The organism is Methylocystis sp. SC2 (genome assembly GCF_000304315.1).
GTDB lineage: Bacteria > Pseudomonadota > Alphaproteobacteria > Rhizobiales > Beijerinckiaceae > Methylocystis.
The window spans coordinates 962947-980860 of record NC_018485.1 but is presented as its reverse complement, the minus strand read 5'-3'; the positions used below and the strand labels follow the sequence as shown (position 1 = coordinate 980860).

20 protein-coding genes and 1 pseudogene are annotated in these 17914 nt (G+C 65.3%); 3 read left to right on the top strand and 18 right to left on the bottom strand.

Features of this window, described 5'->3' with window-relative positions:
- Positions 1-13: 13 nt before the first annotated feature.
- From BN69_RS04625 to BN69_RS04555, 15 genes and pseudogenes are all read right to left on the bottom strand, one after another.
- A complete protein-coding gene (locus BN69_RS04625; RefSeq protein ID WP_014890397.1) occupies positions 14-238 on the bottom strand; it encodes a Trm112 family protein in 225 nt (74 codons plus the stop codon).
- 15 nt (positions 239-253) lie between these two features.
- Positions 254-922: an LON peptidase substrate-binding domain-containing protein gene (locus tag BN69_RS04620; protein WP_014890396.1), complete on the bottom strand. Its 669-nt coding sequence runs from the start codon at positions 920-922 to the stop codon at positions 254-256.
- 16 nt (positions 923-938) lie between these two features.
- Positions 939-1832 (bottom strand): thioredoxin family protein, encoded by an 894-nt coding sequence (locus tag BN69_RS04615; RefSeq protein ID WP_014890395.1) that lies wholly within the window; start codon positions 1830-1832, stop codon positions 939-941.
- A 66-nt stretch (positions 1833-1898) separates the two neighbouring features.
- A complete protein-coding gene (gene trmB / locus BN69_RS04610) occupies positions 1899-2582 on the bottom strand; it encodes a tRNA (guanosine(46)-N7)-methyltransferase TrmB (RefSeq protein WP_041926798.1) in 684 nt (227 codons plus the stop codon).
- Positions 2583-2731: 149 nt separating this feature from the next.
- Entirely contained in the window at positions 2732-3922 is a 1191-nt protein-coding gene (gene metK / locus BN69_RS04605) for a methionine adenosyltransferase (protein ID WP_014890393.1), read from the bottom strand.
- Between the two features lie 126 nt (positions 3923-4048).
- Positions 4049-4468, bottom strand: coding sequence for a helix-turn-helix domain-containing protein (locus BN69_RS04600; RefSeq protein WP_014890392.1), 420 nt, complete (start codon positions 4466-4468; stop codon positions 4049-4051).
- Between the two features lie 285 nt (positions 4469-4753).
- Positions 4754-6391 carry an apolipoprotein N-acyltransferase gene (gene lnt, locus BN69_RS04595; RefSeq protein ID WP_014890391.1) on the bottom strand — a complete coding sequence of 546 codons (1638 nt, stop codon included), beginning with the start codon at positions 6389-6391 and terminating at the stop codon, positions 4754-4756.
- An 81-nt stretch (positions 6392-6472) separates the two neighbouring features.
- Entirely contained in the window at positions 6473-7420 is a 948-nt protein-coding gene (locus tag BN69_RS04590; protein WP_014890390.1) for a hemolysin family protein, read from the bottom strand.
- Between the two features lie 9 nt (positions 7421-7429).
- The gene (gene ybeY / locus BN69_RS04585) at positions 7430-7921 is read right to left on the bottom strand and encodes an rRNA maturation RNase YbeY (RefSeq protein WP_014890389.1); all 492 of its coding nucleotides are present in this window, start codon (positions 7919-7921) and stop codon (positions 7430-7432) included.
- Between the two features lie 2 nt (positions 7922-7923).
- Positions 7924-8964, bottom strand: coding sequence for a PhoH family protein (locus tag BN69_RS04580; protein ID WP_014890388.1), 1041 nt, complete (start codon positions 8962-8964; stop codon positions 7924-7926).
- Positions 8961-10319: a tRNA (N6-isopentenyl adenosine(37)-C2)-methylthiotransferase MiaB gene (miaB, locus tag BN69_RS04575; protein ID WP_371212425.1), complete on the bottom strand. Its 1359-nt coding sequence runs from the start codon at positions 10317-10319 to the stop codon at positions 8961-8963. The genes BN69_RS04580 and miaB overlap by 4 nt, the downstream gene beginning before the upstream one ends.
- Before the next feature lie 277 nt (positions 10320-10596).
- Complete coding sequence (locus tag BN69_RS04570; protein ID WP_014890386.1) at positions 10597-11085, bottom strand: GNAT family N-acetyltransferase; 489 nt, start codon at positions 11083-11085, stop codon at positions 10597-10599.
- Positions 11086-11094: 9 nt separating this feature from the next.
- Positions 11095-11835 (bottom strand): tRNA (adenosine(37)-N6)-threonylcarbamoyltransferase complex dimerization subunit type 1 TsaB, encoded by a 741-nt coding sequence (gene tsaB / locus BN69_RS04565; protein WP_014890385.1) that lies wholly within the window; start codon positions 11833-11835, stop codon positions 11095-11097.
- Between the two features lie 59 nt (positions 11836-11894).
- Positions 11895-12452 carry a NifU family protein gene (locus BN69_RS04560; protein ID WP_014890384.1) on the bottom strand — a complete coding sequence of 186 codons (558 nt, stop codon included), beginning with the start codon at positions 12450-12452 and terminating at the stop codon, positions 11895-11897.
- 121 nt (positions 12453-12573) lie between these two features.
- A pseudogene (locus tag BN69_RS04555) lies at positions 12574-12780 on the bottom strand (hypothetical protein); the annotation flags it as partial.
- A 64-nt stretch (positions 12781-12844) separates the two neighbouring features.
- On the opposite strand from BN69_RS04555, the gene BN69_RS04550 reads away from it, so the two are divergent.
- Positions 12845-13237: a nuclear transport factor 2 family protein gene (locus BN69_RS04550; protein ID WP_014890382.1), complete on the top strand. Its 393-nt coding sequence runs from the start codon at positions 12845-12847 to the stop codon at positions 13235-13237.
- Between the two features lie 29 nt (positions 13238-13266).
- On the opposite strand, the gene BN69_RS04545 is transcribed toward BN69_RS04550, so the two are convergent.
- Positions 13267-14097: an RNA methyltransferase gene (locus tag BN69_RS04545; protein WP_014890381.1), complete on the bottom strand. Its 831-nt coding sequence runs from the start codon at positions 14095-14097 to the stop codon at positions 13267-13269.
- A gap of 149 nt (positions 14098-14246) precedes the next feature.
- On the opposite strand from BN69_RS04545, the gene BN69_RS04540 reads away from it, so the two are divergent.
- Positions 14247-15458, top strand: coding sequence for an NADP-dependent isocitrate dehydrogenase (locus BN69_RS04540; protein ID WP_014890380.1), 1212 nt, complete (start codon positions 14247-14249; stop codon positions 15456-15458).
- A gap of 81 nt (positions 15459-15539) precedes the next feature.
- On the top strand, positions 15540-15956 hold the full coding sequence (dksA, locus tag BN69_RS04535) for an RNA polymerase-binding protein DksA (protein ID WP_014890379.1): 417 nt from the start codon (positions 15540-15542) through the stop codon (positions 15954-15956).
- Positions 15957-16081: 125 nt separating this feature from the next.
- Here the strand turns inward: dksA and BN69_RS04530 are convergent, their stop codons facing one another.
- The gene (locus BN69_RS04530; protein ID WP_014890378.1) at positions 16082-16756 is read right to left on the bottom strand and encodes a class I SAM-dependent methyltransferase; all 675 of its coding nucleotides are present in this window, start codon (positions 16754-16756) and stop codon (positions 16082-16084) included.
- Between the two features lie 187 nt (positions 16757-16943).
- Positions 16944-17825 (bottom strand): hypothetical protein, encoded by an 882-nt coding sequence (locus tag BN69_RS04525; protein WP_014890377.1) that lies wholly within the window; start codon positions 17823-17825, stop codon positions 16944-16946.
- Between the last annotated feature and the right edge of the window lie 89 nt (positions 17826-17914).

Sequence of the window (17914 nt, the reverse complement as noted above, 5' to 3'; positions counted from 1 at the left end):
GCGGACGAGCCGGTCAGTCGATCTGGCGGGCCTCTTCTGGCAGCATGATCGGAATGCCGTCGCGGATCGGATAGGCGAGCCGCGCCGAGCGCGAAATGAGCTCCTGGCGCGCGCTGTCATATTCGAGCGTCGTCTTCGTCAGCGGGCAGACGAGGATTTCGAGCAGGCGCGGATCAATCCGCGTCGGCTCCGCAGGGGAGTCAAATCGCTCGGCGCCGGAATCGCGTTCGTCAGTCATGATCGTCAATTTCCTTCAATGCCACTGCGGCCGGTCGCCGGCGCGCTGCGCGAGATCGAGCTTCGCGAGCGCAATGAGTGTTTCCGCGCGGGTTTTCAGATCGATGGCTTCGATCAGCGCCTGCTTGTCATTGGCGCCGAACGGACACATCATCGCAAGCGCGTTGACGAGCGTCTCCGTCGGCGCCGCGTCGATGCTCGCCCAGTCGACTTCAAGTTTCGAACATTCGGCGAAGTTGCGCAACATGGACACCATGCTTTCGCGGTCGACCGCGTCGGCGCCGGCGCCCGTCGTCAAATCCTCCACGAATTCATCATATCCGACCCGACACTGCCGGTACTGCGTCCGAGCCCCAAGCTCTTCGAGAACGCGAAACCGCGCGACGCCGGTGAGGGTGATGAGATAGCGGCCGTCTCCGGTCTCGGCGAGGCGGGTGATCCGTCCGGCGCAGCCGACGTCATAGAGCTGCGTCGCGTCGCCGACCGTCCCGTCCGCCGGCAGCGGCTGGATCATGCCGATCAGCCGCGCGCCGGCGATCGCGTCATCGACCATCGCGAGATAGCGCGGCTCAAAAACATTGAGCGGCAGTTCGCCGCGCGGCAGCAATATGGCGCCCGAAAGCGGGAAGAGCGGCAGAACCCTCGGCAATTCGTCGATGTCGGCGTAGGGACGGTTCAGGCTCATATCGGCGAACGCCTCCCTAGGAGTAGAGCAGCGTGGACAGCCGCCGCCGCGCGTTCACGGCCGCCTTGTCCATCGGTCCCCACGCCTCAAAAAACTGTATCAGCTGCTTTCTTGCCCCATCGTCATTCCAACTACGGTCGCGGCGGATGATTTCAAGCAGCGCATCCGTGGCTTCCTCGCGCAGTCCTTTGGCGTTGAGCGCGAGCGCCAGATCGAAATAGGCCTGCAGGTCGTTGGGATCGAAATTGACGCGATTTCTTAGCTCGTCGATCTCGCCGAGATCCTGGGCCCGCTGGGCGTTCTGAAGCGCCGCCGCGGCCGCCGCGACGCCCCCGTCGCGGCGAAGAGCGTCGGGAAGGGCCTCAAGGAGCGCCCCGGCATCGTCGAAGCGTTCCGAGTCGACGTAAAGACGCAGCAAGGCGGCGGCGGCCCTGGCGTTGGGCGGTTCGCCGCCGGCGAGGTCGCTCAGCAGCGATTCCGCGCCGGCGAGATCGCCCGCCGCGATCATCGCCTGCGCCGCCTCGAGCGCATCGCCCTCGTCCTCGATCGGGCCGATCAGCCGCTCCAGAAAGCCCTTGATTTGACTCTCGGGCAGCGCGCCGACGAAACCATCGATCGGTCGTGCGCGCTGAAACGCCACGACGGCGGGAATCGACTTGACGCCAAGCTGATCGGCGATCAGCGGATCGGCGTCGATATTCATTTTGACGAGCGCGATCTTACCGCCCGAGGCGGCGACCAGACGCTCGATGACGGGCGCGAGCTGGCGACAGGGGCCGCACCATGGCGCCCAAAAATCGACGAGCACGATCTGCCGCATCGACGCGTCGAGAACGTCGGCGCGGAACCGATCCGTGGTCGTTTCGACCGGCGTCGTCGGCGCGTTAGCCATTCCCGCCGTCTCAACCATGCGCTTCTCCCCCTGTCGTCATCGTCGGCTGTGTGATTCTTGTCGTCTTTGCAGCTTGGGGGCGGCTTAGCGCGACGCCCGGATGAAGGTCAGATAGACCGGATTGCGGCCTTCGGCCATGGCTTTGGCTTCATATTTGGTTCGGGTCCAGCCTGGCCATGGCGTTCGCCAGTCCTCCGCGCGCTGCGCGCGCCAGCGGAAGGCTGGGTGCGCGCGCAGCCGCGCCAAGCTCCAGGCGGCGTAGTCGTCGATATCCGTCGCAAAGCGCAGCTCCGCGCCCGCATGCATCGCCCGCGCCAGACGGTCGAGATTGTCACGCGCCACGAAACGCCGCTTGTGATGGCGTCGTTTGGGCCACGGGTCGGGATAGAAAAGATATACGCGCGACAGGCTGTCCTCGGGCAGCCAGTCGAGCACATCCGCGGCGTCGCCCTGATGCAGGCGGATATTCGTCAGTCCACGTTCGTCGATCCGGGCGAGGAGCTTCGCCACGCCGTTGAGGAAAGGTTCGCAGCCGATGAATTCAACCTCGGGGCTGTCGCTCGCCGCCGCGATCAGATGTTCGCCGCCGCCAAAGCCGATCTCCAGGCGCCTTTCATGGGCCGTAGGCGCCGGCGGCTGCGCAAGGTCCAGCGACAGCCGCGGCAAGAGTTCGTCGATCAGCGCCGCCTGACGCTTTCGGAGCGCCTTGCCTTTCGAGCGGCCATAGAGACGGGCGTGAGCGCCGCGTTGCTGAGAGGTCTCGCTCATAAGCGCTAAATGGCCGCGATCATTCAAACGTCGCTCTGTTCCCGGCGCCGGCTTGCCGCCCGCGTCACGAACAGAGCCGTCTCGCGCCGGACAGCGCATTTCCCCGCTGCGGCGTTCGCCTTCCGAGCCGTTCGTCGATCGGGCCGAACTTACGCGAAATGCGACTTCAGCTGGTCGACGAGATCGGTCTTCTCCCAGGAGAAGCCGCCGTCCGCGTCAGGCGTCCGGCCGAAATGACCGTAGGCGGAGGTGCGCGCATAGATCGGCCGGTTCAGCTGAAGATGCTCGCGAATCCCGCGCGGCGAGAGGCGAATGAGCTGAGGCAGCAGCTCTTCCACCTTCTCCTCGCACACATGGCCGGTGCCATGCAGATCGACATAGATCGACAGCGGCTCGGCGACGCCGATCGCGTAGGACAGCTGCAGCGTGCAGCGGTCGGCTAGCCCGGCCGCGACGACGTTCTTGGCGAGATAGCGCGCGGCGTAAGCGGCCGAACGATCGACCTTGGTCGGATCCTTGCCGGAGAAGGCGCCGCCGCCATGCGGCGCGGCGCCGCCATAGGTGTCGACGATGATCTTGCGGCCGGTGAGGCCGGCGTCGCCGTCAGGGCCGCCGATGTAGAACTTGCCGGTCGGATTGACGTGCCAGACGGTCGTGTTGGTGATCCAGCCGTCGGGCAGCGCGTTGCGGATATAGGGCTCGGCGATGCTGCGAATGTCGGCCGGCGACAGGGTCTCGTCGACGTGCTGATGCGACAGCACGATCTGCGTCGCCTCGACGGGCTTGCCGTCGGCGTAGCGCACCGTGACCTGGCTCTTGGCGTCGGGACCGAGGCCCTTTTCCTTGCCGCTATGGCGCGCCTGGGCGAGCAGCTCCAGAATCTTATGCGAATAATAGATCGGCGCCGGCATCAGTTCGGGCGTTTCGCGCACGGCGTAGCCGAACATGATGCCCTGGTCGCCCGCGCCCTCGTCCTTGTTGCCGGCGGCGTCCACGCCCTGCGCAATATCGACGGACTGCTCGTGCAGCAGCACTTCGACGTTGGCGGTGTTCCAGTGGAACCCGCGCTGTTCATAGCCGATGGCGCGAATCGCGCCGCGTGTGATCTCGATGATGCGATCGAAGGGAATATGCGGCCCGCGCACTTCCCCGGCGATGACCACGCGGTTGGTGGTCGCGAGAGTCTCCGCGGCCACGCGAATGGCGTAGGGGTCGATGCCCGCCTTGGGGCCTTCACGGAAAAACTCGTCAACGATTTCGTCTGAAATACGGTCGCAAACCTTGTCCGGATGGCCTTCGGAAACGGACTCGCTCGTGAAAAGATAATTTTTCCGGGTCACTTCCAAATCTCCGATGGCTTAGAGGAAGAGTTGAACAATTGCGGAGCAGGGGGAATCATCTGCCAGCGCCCGTTCGGTGCGTCAAGCCGAAAAGGCCAAATCGTTCGTTTTGGAGAACGAGATTTCTCACTCCCGCGCGGGCTCCGACTGCTCTGCGAGCGTCGTCACCAGATCGAGCACGCGCTTTCGCACCTTGGGATCGCGAATCCGGGCGAAGGCGCGGTTGAGATGCAGGCCTTCCGTCGTCGACAAGAAATCGACGACATATTGCGAGGAGGACTCCTCGGCGAATCCGCCGGTCGGCGCGGGCGCGCCGCTCGCGGGCGCGCCTTCGAAGAAAAAGGACGGCGGCACGTTCAGAGTCTTCGAAATCTGTTGCAGGCGGCTCGCGCCGATACGATTGGCGCCCTTCTCGTATTTCTGCACTTGCTGAAAAGTGATTCCGAGCGCTTCTCCAAGCTTCTCCTGACTCATTTTCATGAGAACACGCTGCATGCGAACGCGGCTGCCGACGTGACGATCGATCGGATCTGGCGCCTTCTTCAACTTTGCCGCCTCCTGTTCAGTTGTAGCTGGTTCCCGGTCGAGCGCGCAAGCTACATTGCAGGCAGGTGCATGAATTTCAAGCAAGATTTGAGTTAGGCGTGGTCGGGCGACGATCTGCTCTGCACCGGACAGTCTACATTTCCTTGCCCGCTCCGATAGCTGTGTGGCGCTGCAGAACCACGAAAAGCGCAAGGTCTGTGGATGGAGGAACGCGCTCGGCGCGGATGTCAGGGCGTCTTTTCGCCGCGGGCGGATCATCGAACGCTCGACGGAGACGGCGCGACTTCATGGCCGGCGCCGGGCGACGCCGAGCAAGGCCAAGGCCGTCGCGGCGGCGAGGAGCGCCGGGAACGCCAGCGCGCCGTAGGTGGCGAAGACGGTGGGCGCCGCCTCCCTCGGCAGACGTCCGTCAATGAGGCCTTCTTCGCCGAGCGGCAGCGATTGAAGGATGCGTCCATAGGCGTCGATGATCGCCGAAACGCCCGTGTTGGCGACGCGGATCATTGGCAGCCCTTCTTCGATCGCGCGCAGGCGGGCCTGGGCCAGATGCTGATAGGGGCCGGTGGTGCGGCCGAACCATCCGTCATTGGTGAGGTTGAGGAAAAGCCGCGGCCGCTGGGCGCCGCGCTCGATCGCTTCGCCCGGAAAAATCGCCTCGTAGCAGATGAGCGGCGCGATCGGCGGCAGACCGGGCGCGACGAGAAGGCGCGGCCCCGCGCCGCGGTCCCATATGCCCGGAACGAGGTGATTGATTCCAAGCGGCCGCAGCGCGTCCTCCAGCGGCAGATATTCTCCGAAGGGGACGAGATGAACCTTGTCGTAAAAGGCGACGATCGACTCTCCCTTTAGCGCTTCGATCGAATTGAAGATTCTGCTCCGTCCGTCGCCATCGTTTTCGGCGCGCGCCGCGCCGGTCAAAAGAACGCCGCCCTTGAGCGCGCGGGCGATCGCCGCCAGCGCCTCCGGATGGCGTGAAATGACATAGGGAAACGCCGACTCCGGCCAGACGAGATGGGTGACGTCGGCTAGCCCGGAGGTCCGCGCGCTTGTCGCGCGTTCCGAAAGAGCGAGATAGTGATGCAAGATTTTCGCGCCATTCTCGGGACGAAATTTCGCATCCTGAGGGAGATTGGGCTGCATCAGCCGCAGCGTCACGCCGTCGACATATTCCGTCATATTGGCGCCCAGCCGAAACACGCCATAGGCGAACATCAGCATGGCGAGCGCCGCCGCGGCGCGCATCGTCCCGCCGATGCGGCGGGCGCCGCGGGGCGCGCGATCGATGAGCGTCGCGGGCGCGGCGAAAATCACGATCGCGATAATGTCGAGCCCGTGGAGGCCAACGAGAGAGGCCGTTTGCGCCATTGGCCCGGCGCTTGTGAGCGCCATGCCGAAATCGTTCCAGGGAAAGCCCGTGAACAGATGGCCGCGCAGCCACTCCGCGGCCCCCAGTCCCGCGGCGAGCGCGAAGACGCGGACCCCGCCTGGCGACCACAAGAGGCGCGCGAGCGCGAAACCTGCGGCGGGAAATATCGCGAGAACCGCCGGCAGCCCGAACACGGCGAGCGGCAGCGCCCAGGCGAATTGGTCGGCTTCGACGAGCATCGCGGCGCCCATCCACCAGAGGCCCGCGACGAAATAGCCGAAGCCCAGCCACCAGCCGGCGCCGGCCGCCGAGACCAGCGGCGCGAGGGCGAAGCGCGGCGAGTCTTCGCCGTCCGCCGCGCCGTCGATCAGCCAGACGGCGACGGTGAGCGGCGCGAACATCGCCGGAACGACATCGAAGGGCGCGAGGGCGAGGGCGCCGGCCGCGCCGGCGCAGAAGGCGATCGCGCGGCGCGTCCAGCCGCGGGCGAGGACAATGCGTTGCAAGATGGTCGGCGCCGACGCGCGCGCGCTGGCGATTTCGGCAATCTGCGCCATCGATCCTCGAAGCGCCGCGAATCGGCAGGCCGATTTTACAGCGGATTTAGCGGACAATTTTATGCGCGTGGGAAGGATGTCTCACGCCGGCCGGCGCGAGCGCACGCGCAACTTGCCGACGCGCCGCGGATCAGCGTCGACGATCTCAAATTCGTGGGAGTCGACCGGCGCCGCGATGATTTCGCCGCGCATTGGGACGCGGCCGGCGAGCCATGCGACCAGACCGCCGAGCGTCGTCACCTCGGCGGGCGTATCTTCAAGCCGGAAGTCGACGCCGAGCCGCGCCGTCACTTCGTCCAGATCGGCGCGCCCGTCGATGATGAAATCGCCGTTCTCAAGCTCGACGAAGCCCGACTCGTCGACGACGTCATGTTCGTCCTCGATGTCGCCGACGATCATTTCCATGATGTCCTCGATGGTGACGAGGCCGTCCGTGCCGCCATATTCGTCGATGACGAGCGCCAGATGCGTGCGCGTCGCCTGCATCCGGATCAAAAGATCGAGCGCCGGCATGGAGCGCGGCACGAAGAGCACCGGCTTGAGCAAATTCGCCTGCGACAGCGGCGTGTCGAAATCGATCTTTCTCGGTTCGGCGGTCGTCGCCTCGGAGTCTTCGCGCCGATCGGCGCAGCACGCGATATGATTGACGAAATCGCGGATATGGATCATCCCGCGCGGATCGTCGAGCGTATCGGCGTAAACCGGCAGGCGCGAATGGGCGGCGGTGCGAAACAGCTCCAAGGCTTCGCGCAGCGGCGCGTCAAGCGAGATGGCGACGATGTCGGCGCGGGGGATCATCGCGTCGTCGACGCGCATGTCGTGCAGGCCGAGGACGTTCTTCAAGAGCGCCCGCTCATGCGGGGTCACGTCGCAGGCCGACTCTTCGAGCCTGTCTTCGATGTCCTCGCGCACCGAGGCCGGGGCGAGACCGAGCAGCCCGCGCAGCCTGTCGACGAGGCTCGGGCGCGGCCCATCGCCAGCGCGTCTTAATGGAATGGGATCGTCGGCGTTATCGTATCGCGTCGACATGCGCTTTGTTCAATTCGCTCCGCCGGCCGGCCCGTCTGCGTCCTCCGCATAGGGGTCGGGAAATCCAAGCGCCATCGCGATCTTACGCTCCAGCGCCTCCATCCGCTCGGCCTCGGCGGCGGTCTCGTGATCATATCCGATCAGATGCAGAAATCCATGTGAGATCATATGCGCCGTGTGGGCGCGCAAAAGCTTGCCCTGTTGCTCCGCCTCTTTGGCGACGGTTTCGAAGGCGACGATCACGTCGCCAAGGAGAGGCTTGCGCTCAAGCGCGCCAGGCGTCGGAAAAGACAGGACATTCGTCGGCTGATCCTTGCCGCGCCATTCGGCGTTGAGCTGCTGGATCGCCGCGTCGTCGCAGAATGTGACGCTGATTTCACATTCCGGCGCGAGCGTGGCCTCGCTCGTTGCGAGACTCTGATGCACGCATTCTTTGGCCAAATCTTCCAGGTCCGCGATCCGCCGCCAGGCGGGCGCCGCGACATTCACGTCGATCTCCAAAGTTAGGGGTCCCGCGTCTGCTTGTTGGCGCGCGCGGCGCGCTCATAGGCTCCAACGATCTGCCGAACGAGATCGTGCCGCACGACGTCGCCTTCCGAAAATTTCACGCGACCGACGACGTCGAGATTGGCGAGCAGGCTTACGGCTTCCGAGAGGCCGGATTTCTGCCCGGGAGGCAGATCGGTCTGCGACGGATCGCCGGTGACGATCATCCGCGAGCCTTCGCCGAGCCGGGTGAGAAACATCTTCATCTGCATCGAGCTGGCGTTCTGCGCCTCGTCGAGCAGGATGCAGCTTCGCGTCAGCGTGCGGCCGCGCATGAACGCGAGCGGCGCGACTTCGATGAGTCCGGTCTGCATGCCGCGCTCGACCATCCGCGCATCCATGAAATCATGCAGCGCGTCGTAGATCGGGCGGAGATAGGGGTCGACCTTGTCGCGCATGTCGCCGGGCAAAAAGCCGAGACGCTCGCCAGCCTCGACGGCGGGACGCGACAGAATCAGCCGTTCGACCGCGCCTTGCTCCATCAGCTGCACGGCGTGGCCGACCGCGAGCCAGGTCTTGCCGGTGCCCGCAGGACCCTCGGCGAAGACCAGTTCGTAGCGCTTGAGGGCGCGCAAATACTGGTCCTGCGCGGCGTTGCGCGCGCGCACCGAGCCGCGTTTGCGGGTCAGGATCTGCTCGAAAGCGCCGCGTGACGGCTCCGAATCCGGAAACAGGCTGCGCTGGCGCGCTGTTTCTTCTATGGCGCCGTCGACGTCGCCCAGCGTGATCGTCTGACCCAGCGCGACGCGCTCGTAAAGCGCCTCGAGCACGCGCCGCGCATGTTCGCAGGCCTCGGACTTGCCCTTGAGCGTGACGTGATTGCCATTGGCGAAGGAGGCGACGCGCAAGCGTCGTTCGATCTTGGCGAGATTCTGGTCGTAGAGGCCGAAAACGAGCGAGGCGTGACGGTTGTTTTCAAAGGCGAGCGTGATTTCCGCTTCCGGGTCAACAGGCTCCGGTCCCCGTGCGGCGAGCAACGGGTCGTCGATCGTCGTCAAGCCTTCGCCTCCTCGCTCATGAGCCGTCCGCCCAAGGAATTCGAGCCCGCCGCGATGATCTTCACTCTGGCTTCGCGGCCGATAAGCTCCGTCGGGCCTTCAACATGCACAGCCTGCATATAGGGACTCTTGCCCGCGATTTGCCCCGCGTGCCGACCGGCTTTTTCGAAGAGCACGTCGAGTTCTCGGCCGACGGTCGCCGCGTTGAAGGCTTGCCGCTGCTCTTCGAGCAAAGCCTGCAGCGCCGCGAGGCGTTCGCTCTTCGCCGTCTCGTCGATCTGATCGTCGCGGTCGGCGGCGGGCGTGCCGGGCCGCGGCGAATATTTGAACGAAAAGCTCGACGCGAAGCCCACAGTGCGCGCCAGCGCCATCGTCGCCTCGAAATCCGCGTCGCTTTCGCCGGGGAAGCCGACGATGAAGTCCGACGACAGGGCGATGTCCGAGCGCGCCTTTCGCAGGCGCTCGACGATGGAGAGGTATGCGTCTGCGCCGTGCTTGCGGTTCATGGCCTTCAGAATGCGGTCCGAGCCCGATTGAACCGGCAGATGCACATAGGGCATGAGCTTTGGAATCGCGCGATGCGCGTCAATCAACTCCTGCGCCATGTCGACCGGATGACTCGTGGTGTAGCGCAGGCGCGCCAACCCTTCGATCCGCGCCAGCCGGTCGAGAAGCTGCGCAAGGCTTGCCTCCCCGCCGTCTCCATCCGGACCGCGATAAGCGTTGACGTTCTGGCCGATCAGCGTGATCTCGCGAACGCCCGCGTCGACGAGACGCATGGTCTCTGCGACGATCTCGGCGACGGGGCGCGAGGCTTCGACGCCTCGCGTGTAAGGCACGACGCAGAACGAGCAGAACTTGTCGCAGCCCTCCTGAACGGTGACGAACGCCGAAACGCCGCGGGCGCGAATCTGCGTGCGGTTCGGGGCGGGCAGGGCGCGAAATTTGTCCTCGACCGCGAAATCCGTGTCCGAGATCCTTGCGCCGTCCCTGGCGCGGCGCAGCAGCTCCGGCAGTCGGTGATAGCTCTGGGGGCCGACGACAAGATCGACGGCGCGTTGGCGCTTGAGCACCTCTTCGCCTTCAGCCTGGGCGACGCAGCCGGCGACGACGATCTTCATGTCGCGGCCTTGCGCGTTCAGCGCGCGTTTGGCGATCGCAAGCTTGCCGAGTTCGGAATAAATTTTTTCCGCAGCCTTTTCGCGAATATGGCATGTGTTGAGAATGACGAGATCGGCGTCTTCTTCGCTCTTGGTTTCGGCGTAGCCCTCGCGGCTGAGCAGGTCAGCCATGCGCGCCGCGTCATAGACGTTCATCTGGCAGCCGTATGACTTGACCAGAACTTTGCGCTTCAGTGCAGACGGAGCCTCGCCCGCCCGCGGCGACGTCTCAATCGCGTCTAAAACTTCCGTGCTTATTTTTGTCGCTCCGTCTCACGCGCCCGCCGCGACTCGGCGCGCCTGGGCGCCCAGCGCGCGCACTATACGACATTTTGCGCCGCGACGCCGTTCGTGGCGCGAAGAATCTGCGCCCTTATATTTTTTCTACCGGCCCCGGGAAGGTCGCCAGGAGCGCATCCGCCGTCAGCAGCGTCAAACCCTCGACGACCGCCTGTGCGATGAGCTGTCGCGTTCAGATCTCCAGCCGCAGCGCGATCGCCGCGCGCCGTTCGCCGTCGGCGCGTTGATAGTAATTCTCCCGCCTGCCGATCTCTTTGAAGCCTTCCCGGGCGTAGAGCTTCAGCGCGGCCTCATTGTCGTCGGCCACCTCGAGAAAGACGAGCCGGGCGCCGCCGCGCTCGAGATTTTCGAGATGCTTTTCAAGAATGCGCCGGCCCAGTCCCGCGCCGCGTCTCGCGGGGTTCACCGCGAAAGTGAGGACTTCGGCGTCGGGCGGCGTCAGCCGCGAGAGGATGAAGCCCCCAAGTTCGCCCTTGCGGCCCTCCGCGACCGCGCCGTCGGCGATGATATGGGGGTCGGTCAGATAATTCTCGAAGTCGATTTTCGACCAGCCAAAGGCGAAGGACGCTCCGTGCAGACGTTCGCAGTCATCGGCGCGCTCAGCGCCGATGGGTTCGATGACGAAAGTCGGCTTGGCGAAGAAGGACGAGAGCAGCGTCATGGCGCAAGCTCACGCCTGAGCCGTGGCGGCGGCCCGGGCTCGGGCGGCCGCATCGCCCAAGCCCGCATCCTTGTGCGGGTCTGACCGCGGGCTCGGCATGGTGACGTCGGGCTCTTTAAGATAAAGCGGCCGCGCCGGCGCGGTGTCAGGCTGCGCGGCAAGGCCCAGACGCGCCACGAGGACGATATCGGGCGTAGGCCGCTCGCTCGCGATCCGGACCGGAACGCCGCGGGCGCGCGCCTCCTTCGCAAGGAGCGGCGCGCCGGAGCCGGTCAGAAGCAGCGGGCCGGTCCCGAGCGCGCGTAGCGCTTCGGGGGCGTTCATGCGGCGCGCGGTGAGCAGCGGGCGGCCGCCCGGGCCAAAGGCGGCGATGTAGACTTTGTCGTGGCGCGCGTCGATCGCCGCCGCGACGACGCCGTCGAAAGGATCGATAATCAGCGGCGCCGCAAGCGCGGCCAGCGTCGAGACGCCGACGATCTCGGCCTTGCAGGCGAGCGCGATCGCCTGACCGGCGGCGAGGCCGATGCGGATGCCGGTGAAGGAGCCGGGGCCGACCGTCACCGCGACGCGGTCGAGCGAGGCGAACCCGCCCTCGACCCTGCTCATGATTCGCCGGATCAGGGGCAGCAGCGCCTCGGCGTGGCCGCGCTCCATCTCGATCGACTCGGCGGCGATCGGCGCCGCCGCGTCATGGTCCAGCACGCAGGCCGAGACGGCTGGCAGAGCGGTGTCAATCGCAAGGATTCGCATGATTCGTTGATTATGACGCTTTTCGGGGCGCGATCAATGTCGCCTCCGCGACGCCGCCCCTACGCCGGCTCGACCGCCTTCACCTGCGGCAGGAAATGTTTGAGCAGGTTCTCGATGCCGTGCCGCAACGTCGCGGTGGAGGACGGGCATCCGGAGCAGGCGCCCTTCATGGCAAGATAGACGACCCCGTCTTTGAAGCCGCGGAAGACGATGTCGCCGCCGTCGCCGGCGACCGCCGGGCGCACGCGCGTCTCGATCAGCTCCTTGATCGTGGCGACCGTCTCCGCGTCGGCCGAGTCATAGAACTCGCCGCTGGACTGCGCCGGCGCCGCGCCTTCGGTCAGGAGCGGCGCGCCGGAGGCGAAATGCTCCATGATCGTGCCAAGAATGGCCGGCTTCAGATGCGGCCATTCGGCGCCGTTCTTCGTCACCGAGACGAAATCCGCGCCATACATCACCGCCTCGACGCCCTCGATGGAGAGCAGCGCCTCGGCGAGGGGCGCGTGGGCGGCGGCGTCGCGCGAGCGGAATTCCATCGCGCCCTGGCCCAAGACGTCCTGGCCGGGCAAAAACTTGAGCGTCGCGGGGTTGGGGGTGGCTTCAGTCTGGATGAACATCGGGAGTCTCCTGCGTCCGGTTCAAGGCCGGCGCGAAGTGCGCGATAACACAAATTGGGCGTTCTGTGACATCGTCGACATTACATTTAAGCGCTTCGCCGCACTCTTGCGAGGCGCTTCGCCGCGACCGCCACCGCTTGAGCGCGACCAGCGCCCATACCGCCTCGATCAGGCCGAAGGGCCAGGCGCCTTGAAGAAATCCGTAGATCGACCCCAAAGCGCAGGCGGCGGCGAATCCCAGCACGAACCAATGGCTGCGTTCTTCCAGCGCATAGGCCAGCAGCATCGCGCTTACGGCGAAGAGCCCGAACCAGGTCAGCGCATCCATGAACATTCTCTCTGGGCCCCGTCTTGCATTTGCCATGCCCAATCGAATCTCGCAGTGTCCCCCGATGGATGAAATCTCGCTGCTCGACGCCAACGCTGCTTATTACCGGGCCTTCGCCGCACGTGACCTTGGCGCCTTGAACGATCTTTGGGCGGAGGAGGGCTGTTCCTGCGTTCACCCGGGATGGCCGGCGCTCGTCGGGCGCATGCCGGTGCTCGCCTCCTACCGCGATATTTTTCGTAACCCGGCGCAGGAAGCGGTCACGACGCGAGATCCGCAGACGCTCGTCGAGGGCGCCGACGGCCGGGTCTTTTGCATCGAGGAGGTCGGCGGCGGGCTGCTACTCGCGACCAACTGGTTTCGCTGGAGCGGGGAGCGCTGGCGGCTCGTGCACCATCAGGCGAGCCCGCTCGCCGCGCCGCCCACGCGGCGGGAAGGCAAGCGGTCGCTTCACTAGAACGGTCGCGTCGTCACAGGTGCGGCGGCTCAGGAGTCCGCGCCTTCCGCCTGCTTCTTGCGGCTCGGCTTCTTGGGCTCCCTTCGCGGCCCCTCCACCAGCCGCACGACCATGCCCCACAGCGTGCGCACGTCCTGCTCGGTCAGACTCATGCGGTGGAACATGTTGCGCAGATTGCGCGACATCACGGGCTTTTTCGTCAGCGGACGGAAGAAGCCGCGCTTGTCGAGTTCGCCTTCGAGAAAATCGAAAAAGGCCAGCGTCATCTCGCGCGTCGCCGGGGGCGAACGCTCTTCGATCTCGAAGGGAATGGCGTCGCCATGCGCGGCGCGAAACCATTCATAGCCGGTGAGCAGCACCGCCTGCGCGAGATTGAGCGAGGCATAAGCGGGATTGACCGGAAAGGTGAGGATGGCGTCGGCGAGCGCGACGTCGTCATTGTCGAGGCCGGTGCGCTCGGGGCCAAACAGCACGCCATACTTCTCGCCCGCCGTTATGCGCGCCGCCGCGCCCGGCATCGCCTGCGCCGGCGTCAGCACCGGCTTCATCTGGCCGCGTCCGCGCGCCGTCGCGGCGTAAACGAAGGAGAGATCCTCGATCGCCTCGCGGACGCTCTCGTAGAGTTTCGCGCTTTCGAGGAGATGCACGGCGCCGGCCGCCGCCGCATAGGCGCCCTTGCGATAGGCGCCGGTGCGCGGCCAGCCTTCGCGCGGCGAGACGAGGCGCAGATCGGAGAGGCCGAAGTTGGCCATGGCGCGCGCGCACATGCCGATGTTGACGGCGAGCTGCGGGCGCACGAGCACAATCGCCGGCCCCCCCGAGAGGGCCGTCTTGCTGCGATCCGTTCCGGCCCCGACCAATTCGCCTCCTCGCCCTAAAGCGGCGGCAAATTAGGGCGGAAAGCGCGCGGGGGGAAGGGCGGGTTCGGCGCTGAGAGAAAGGCCTCCCAATTGCTACCCAAAACCTTTAGCCGACGCTATAAGGCGCGCGGCACAGGAGGAGCCGGCGCATGCGGAAGATCAAGGTTGCGAGCCCTGTCGTCGAACTCGACGGCGATGAAATGACCCGCATCATCTGGGCCGCCATCAAAGAAAAGCTCATCCGGCCCTATCTCGACGTCGATCTCCTTTATTACGATCTCTCGATTCAAAATCGCGACGCCACCAATGATCAGGTGACGATCGACGCGGCTTACGCCATCAAAAAGCATGGCGTCGGCGTCAAATGCGCGACGATCACCCCCGACGAAGCGCGGGTGAAGGAATTCAATCTGAAGGAGATGTGGAAGTCGCCGAACGGCACGATCCGCAACATCCTCGGCGGCGTCATCTTCCGCGAGCCGATCATCTGCAGGAACGTGCCGCGCCTGGTGCCGGGATGGACGCAGCCGATCATCGTCGGGCGCCATGCATTCGGCGATCAATATAAGGCCACCGACTTCAAAGTGCCGGGCAAGGGCCGTCTGACGATCAAATTCGAAGGCGTCGACGGCGACGTCATCGAGAAGGAAGTCTTCAACTTCCCCGGCGCCGGCGTCGCGCTGGCGATGTACAATCTTGACGAGTCGATCAGCGAATTCGCGCGCGCCACGTTCAACTACGGGCTGACGCGCAGATATCCGGTGTATCTGTCGACCAAGAACACGATCCTCAAGGCCTATGACGGCCGATTCAAAGATCTGTTCCAAGAAATTTACGACGCCGAGTTCAAATCGAAATTCGAGGCGCTCGGCCTCACCTACGAGCATCGTCTGATCGACGATATGGTCGCCTCGGCGCTCAAATGGTCTGGCGGCTATATTTGGGCCTGCAAGAATTACGACGGCGACGTCCAATCCGACACGGTGGCGCAGGGCTTCGGTTCGCTCGGCCTGATGACGAGCGTGCTGATGACGCCCGACGGCAAGACCGTCGAGGCCGAAGCCGCGCACGGCACGGTGACGCGCCACTATCGCGAGCACCAGAAGGGGCATGAGACCTCGACCAATTCGATCGCCTCGATTTTCGCCTGGACGCGCGCGCTCGCGCATCGCGGCAAGCTCGATGGGAATGACGAACTGACCCGTTTCGCCCGCACGCTCGAGGATGTGTGCGTCGCAACCGTCGAGTCGGGCTTCATGACCAAGGATCTTGCCCTGCTTGTCGGCTGCAATCAGAAATGGCTGTCGACGACAGGCTTCCTGGACAAGATCGACGAAAATCTGCGCAGAGCCATGGAGTGAGGGCGGCGCGGGGAATGATTGTATGTGGCGTCCGGCGCAGCTATATAGGCGTCGCCTATAGGCCAATTAAGGATTCGCGAGATGGCGGTGGATCTGGAAGAAACGTATAAGCCTTCCGAAGACGAACCCTTCATGTGCGATCGGCAGCGCGAATATTTCCGGCGCAAACTGCTGGCTTGGAAGGAGGACATTCTACAAGAGAGTCGGGAAACGCTCGCCACTCTGCAGAATGAAAACGAAAACCATCCTGATCTGGCGGACCGCGCGTCGTCCGAAACCGATCGCGCCATCGAACTGCGCGCGCGCGACCGGCAGCGCAAGCTCATCGCCAAGATCGACGCGGCGCTGACGCGCCTCGACGACGGCAGTTACGGTTATTGCGAGGAAACGGGGGAGCCGATCTCCCTCAAGCGCCTCGACGCCCGTCCAATCGCGACACTGTCGATCGAGGCGCAGGAGCGTCACGAACGGCGCGAAAAAGTCTATCGAGACGATTGAGCAGGCGAAGCCAGCTTCGAACGAAGGCTGGCCGGCGCCGCCGGTCCTTGGAGCTCGCGGCCCCACCGCGCGCCCGGGTATGCTGCCGAATGAGGTTTCGCGACCGTCAGCTAACACATCGGCGGTTAAGGCTTGTACCCCACCCACCCCCTGAACGTGAAACCCGCATAGAACAGGGTCACGTCGGTGAATCCTGCATCTAGCAATATAGCTTCGTCCTGCTCTGGAGACAGAATGGGCAAGCGCTCGCCGATGGCGGCGATCGCGTTTTCCGCGTTCGAGTCTGGGTCTCCCGACGCGGCCGCGAAGGCGGCATAGCGCGCGAGCCATTTCGCCTTTTCCCCATCTTGCTGCGGAAAGCTGTGGTGGGCCACGACGAATGGAGAGCCGGAGCGCAAGCGCCGATGGATCTCGGCCATCGTGCGTCGCCGCTCCTCCTCCGGAATGAAGTGCATGGTTAGAAGGCACGTCGCCGCATCGAAAGGACCCGCAGGCGCGCTATCGATATAGCCCAGGTGCAAGTCGACGCGCTCCGCGAACGGACCGAGCGTGCGCTCCGCCAACCCCAGCATTTCCGCTGATGGATCAACGCCGCAGAAGCGCCATCCGGGATGCGTCTCGGCAAAGGCCTTCAGTTCCAGTCCGCCTCCCGCGCCGAGAACGAGCAAATTGCCATCTTCCGGAACTCGCTCGGCGAGAAGCACGCCCGTCATCCGCTGCAAAGCGTGGAAGCCTGGCACCTTCCTCACCGGACCTTCGGCGTAGCGTGCGACAGTTTCGGGAACCGAGAAGGGCGACAAGAGCCAACTCCTAACGCGGGTTGGGCGCGCCCGCCTCTGCTTTAGGCGGAAGCGCCTTCCGAGTCGAACAGCTGCATCGATTGCTGCCGGAGCAATTTTTTTCCAACTCAGGCGCTTTGCTGACCACTAGCCTTGTCAACACTTAACGGCGTAAGGCCAGCGTATCTCGAGCGCTGCGCCTCTTGGTCTATTCCTTCTGATCCGGGCGGCCGAGCAGTCGCGCCATCTCCGCTTCAAGCGAGTCCAGCGGATCCACGTCGGCCGGAGCCGCCGGCGGCGGTGGAGGCGGCGGCGCCGCGGGCTTGGGCGGCGGCGGGGGCGCAGGCGGTGGCGCTGCAGGCCGGGCGGCGGCCGGCGGCGGCGCGGGAGGCGGCGGCGCAGCGGGTCTTGGCGCCGGCGGCGGCTCCGCCGGTCTGGGAGGAGCTGCGGGCGGCGGAGGGGGCGGAGACGGGGCCGCGGCTTCTGGCGGCGGCTCCTTCGGACGCGGGGCCAGCCGCTGCTGAGCGCGCGCCAGGAAAGGCGGCGTCGGCGAGCGGGGCGGCGCCGGGCGCTGCGGAGCGGCCGGACTCGAAACTCTTGGTCCGGCGGGCGGCGGCGGCGGGGGAGGCGGCGGCGCCGCAGGCCTCGGCGGCGCCGGCGCGAAGAGGTCAGGCGGCAGATTGACGGGGCCCGCCGCCGCGGGCTTCGGCGGCGGCGTCTCCAGCTCTCGTGGCGGAGCCGGCGGCCCGGCCGGCCAGTTCGCCGCCGCCGGCGCTCCGGGACGCTGTTCCGGCCCGCGGCTGACGGCGCCTTCCACCCGGCTGATCGTCGCTTCGACGAGGATGTCGGTAGGACCGCCGATCAGCAGCAGATGTTCAACGTTGTCGCGCCGCACAATGACGAGCTGGCGCTCGCGGTCGAGGTCGTAGACGTCGACGACGTCCAGCCGGCGCGCGCGATTGCGGCCGCCCGGCGAACGGATGCGGCGTCCGAACAACAGACGGTAAATATAAAGCACGAGCACCGCAGCAACGAGGAACGCAACGAGCGCTCCAAGCGCCGGCAGCAGTTGAGTGAATTTATCGGGCATGAACGGCTAGTCTCTCGTTCGAACGCGCGTGAACCTTGCCAAATTAACAGCTTTCCTGGCAAGCGCCGAAAAAAGGTTAATGAATGGTT

Bases quoted from the DNA above. Each gene is read 5' to 3' on its own strand.
- BN69_RS04625 (WP_014890397.1), bottom strand. From the start codon at position 238: ATGACTGACGAACGCGATTCCGGCGCCGAGCGATTTGACTCCCCTGCG.
- BN69_RS04620 (WP_014890396.1), bottom strand. From the start codon at position 922: ATGAGCCTGAACCGTCCCTACGCCGACATCGACGAATTGCCGAGGGTT.
- BN69_RS04615 (WP_014890395.1), bottom strand. From the start codon at position 1,832: ATGGTTGAGACGGCGGGAATGGCTAACGCGCCGACGACGCCGGTCGAA.
- trmB (WP_041926798.1), bottom strand. From the start codon at position 2,582: ATGAGCGAGACCTCTCAGCAACGCGGCGCTCACGCCCGTCTCTATGGC.
- lnt (WP_014890391.1), bottom strand. From the start codon at position 6,391: ATGGCGCAGATTGCCGAAATCGCCAGCGCGCGCGCGTCGGCGCCGACC.
- BN69_RS04590 (WP_014890390.1), bottom strand. From the start codon at position 7,420: ATGTCGACGCGATACGATAACGCCGACGATCCCATTCCATTAAGACGC.
- BN69_RS04570 (WP_014890386.1), bottom strand. From the start codon at position 11,085: ATGACGCTGCTCTCGTCCTTCTTCGCCAAGCCGACTTTCGTCATCGAA.
- tsaB (WP_014890385.1), bottom strand. From the start codon at position 11,835: ATGCGAATCCTTGCGATTGACACCGCTCTGCCAGCCGTCTCGGCCTGC.
- BN69_RS04560 (WP_014890384.1), bottom strand. From the start codon at position 12,452: ATGTTCATCCAGACTGAAGCCACCCCCAACCCCGCGACGCTCAAGTTT.
- BN69_RS04550 (WP_014890382.1), top strand. From the start codon at position 12,845: ATGGATGAAATCTCGCTGCTCGACGCCAACGCTGCTTATTACCGGGCC.
- BN69_RS04540 (WP_014890380.1), top strand. From the start codon at position 14,247: ATGCGGAAGATCAAGGTTGCGAGCCCTGTCGTCGAACTCGACGGCGAT.
- dksA (WP_014890379.1), top strand. From the start codon at position 15,540: ATGGCGGTGGATCTGGAAGAAACGTATAAGCCTTCCGAAGACGAACCC.
- BN69_RS04525 (WP_014890377.1), bottom strand. From the start codon at position 17,825: ATGCCCGATAAATTCACTCAACTGCTGCCGGCGCTTGGAGCGCTCGTT.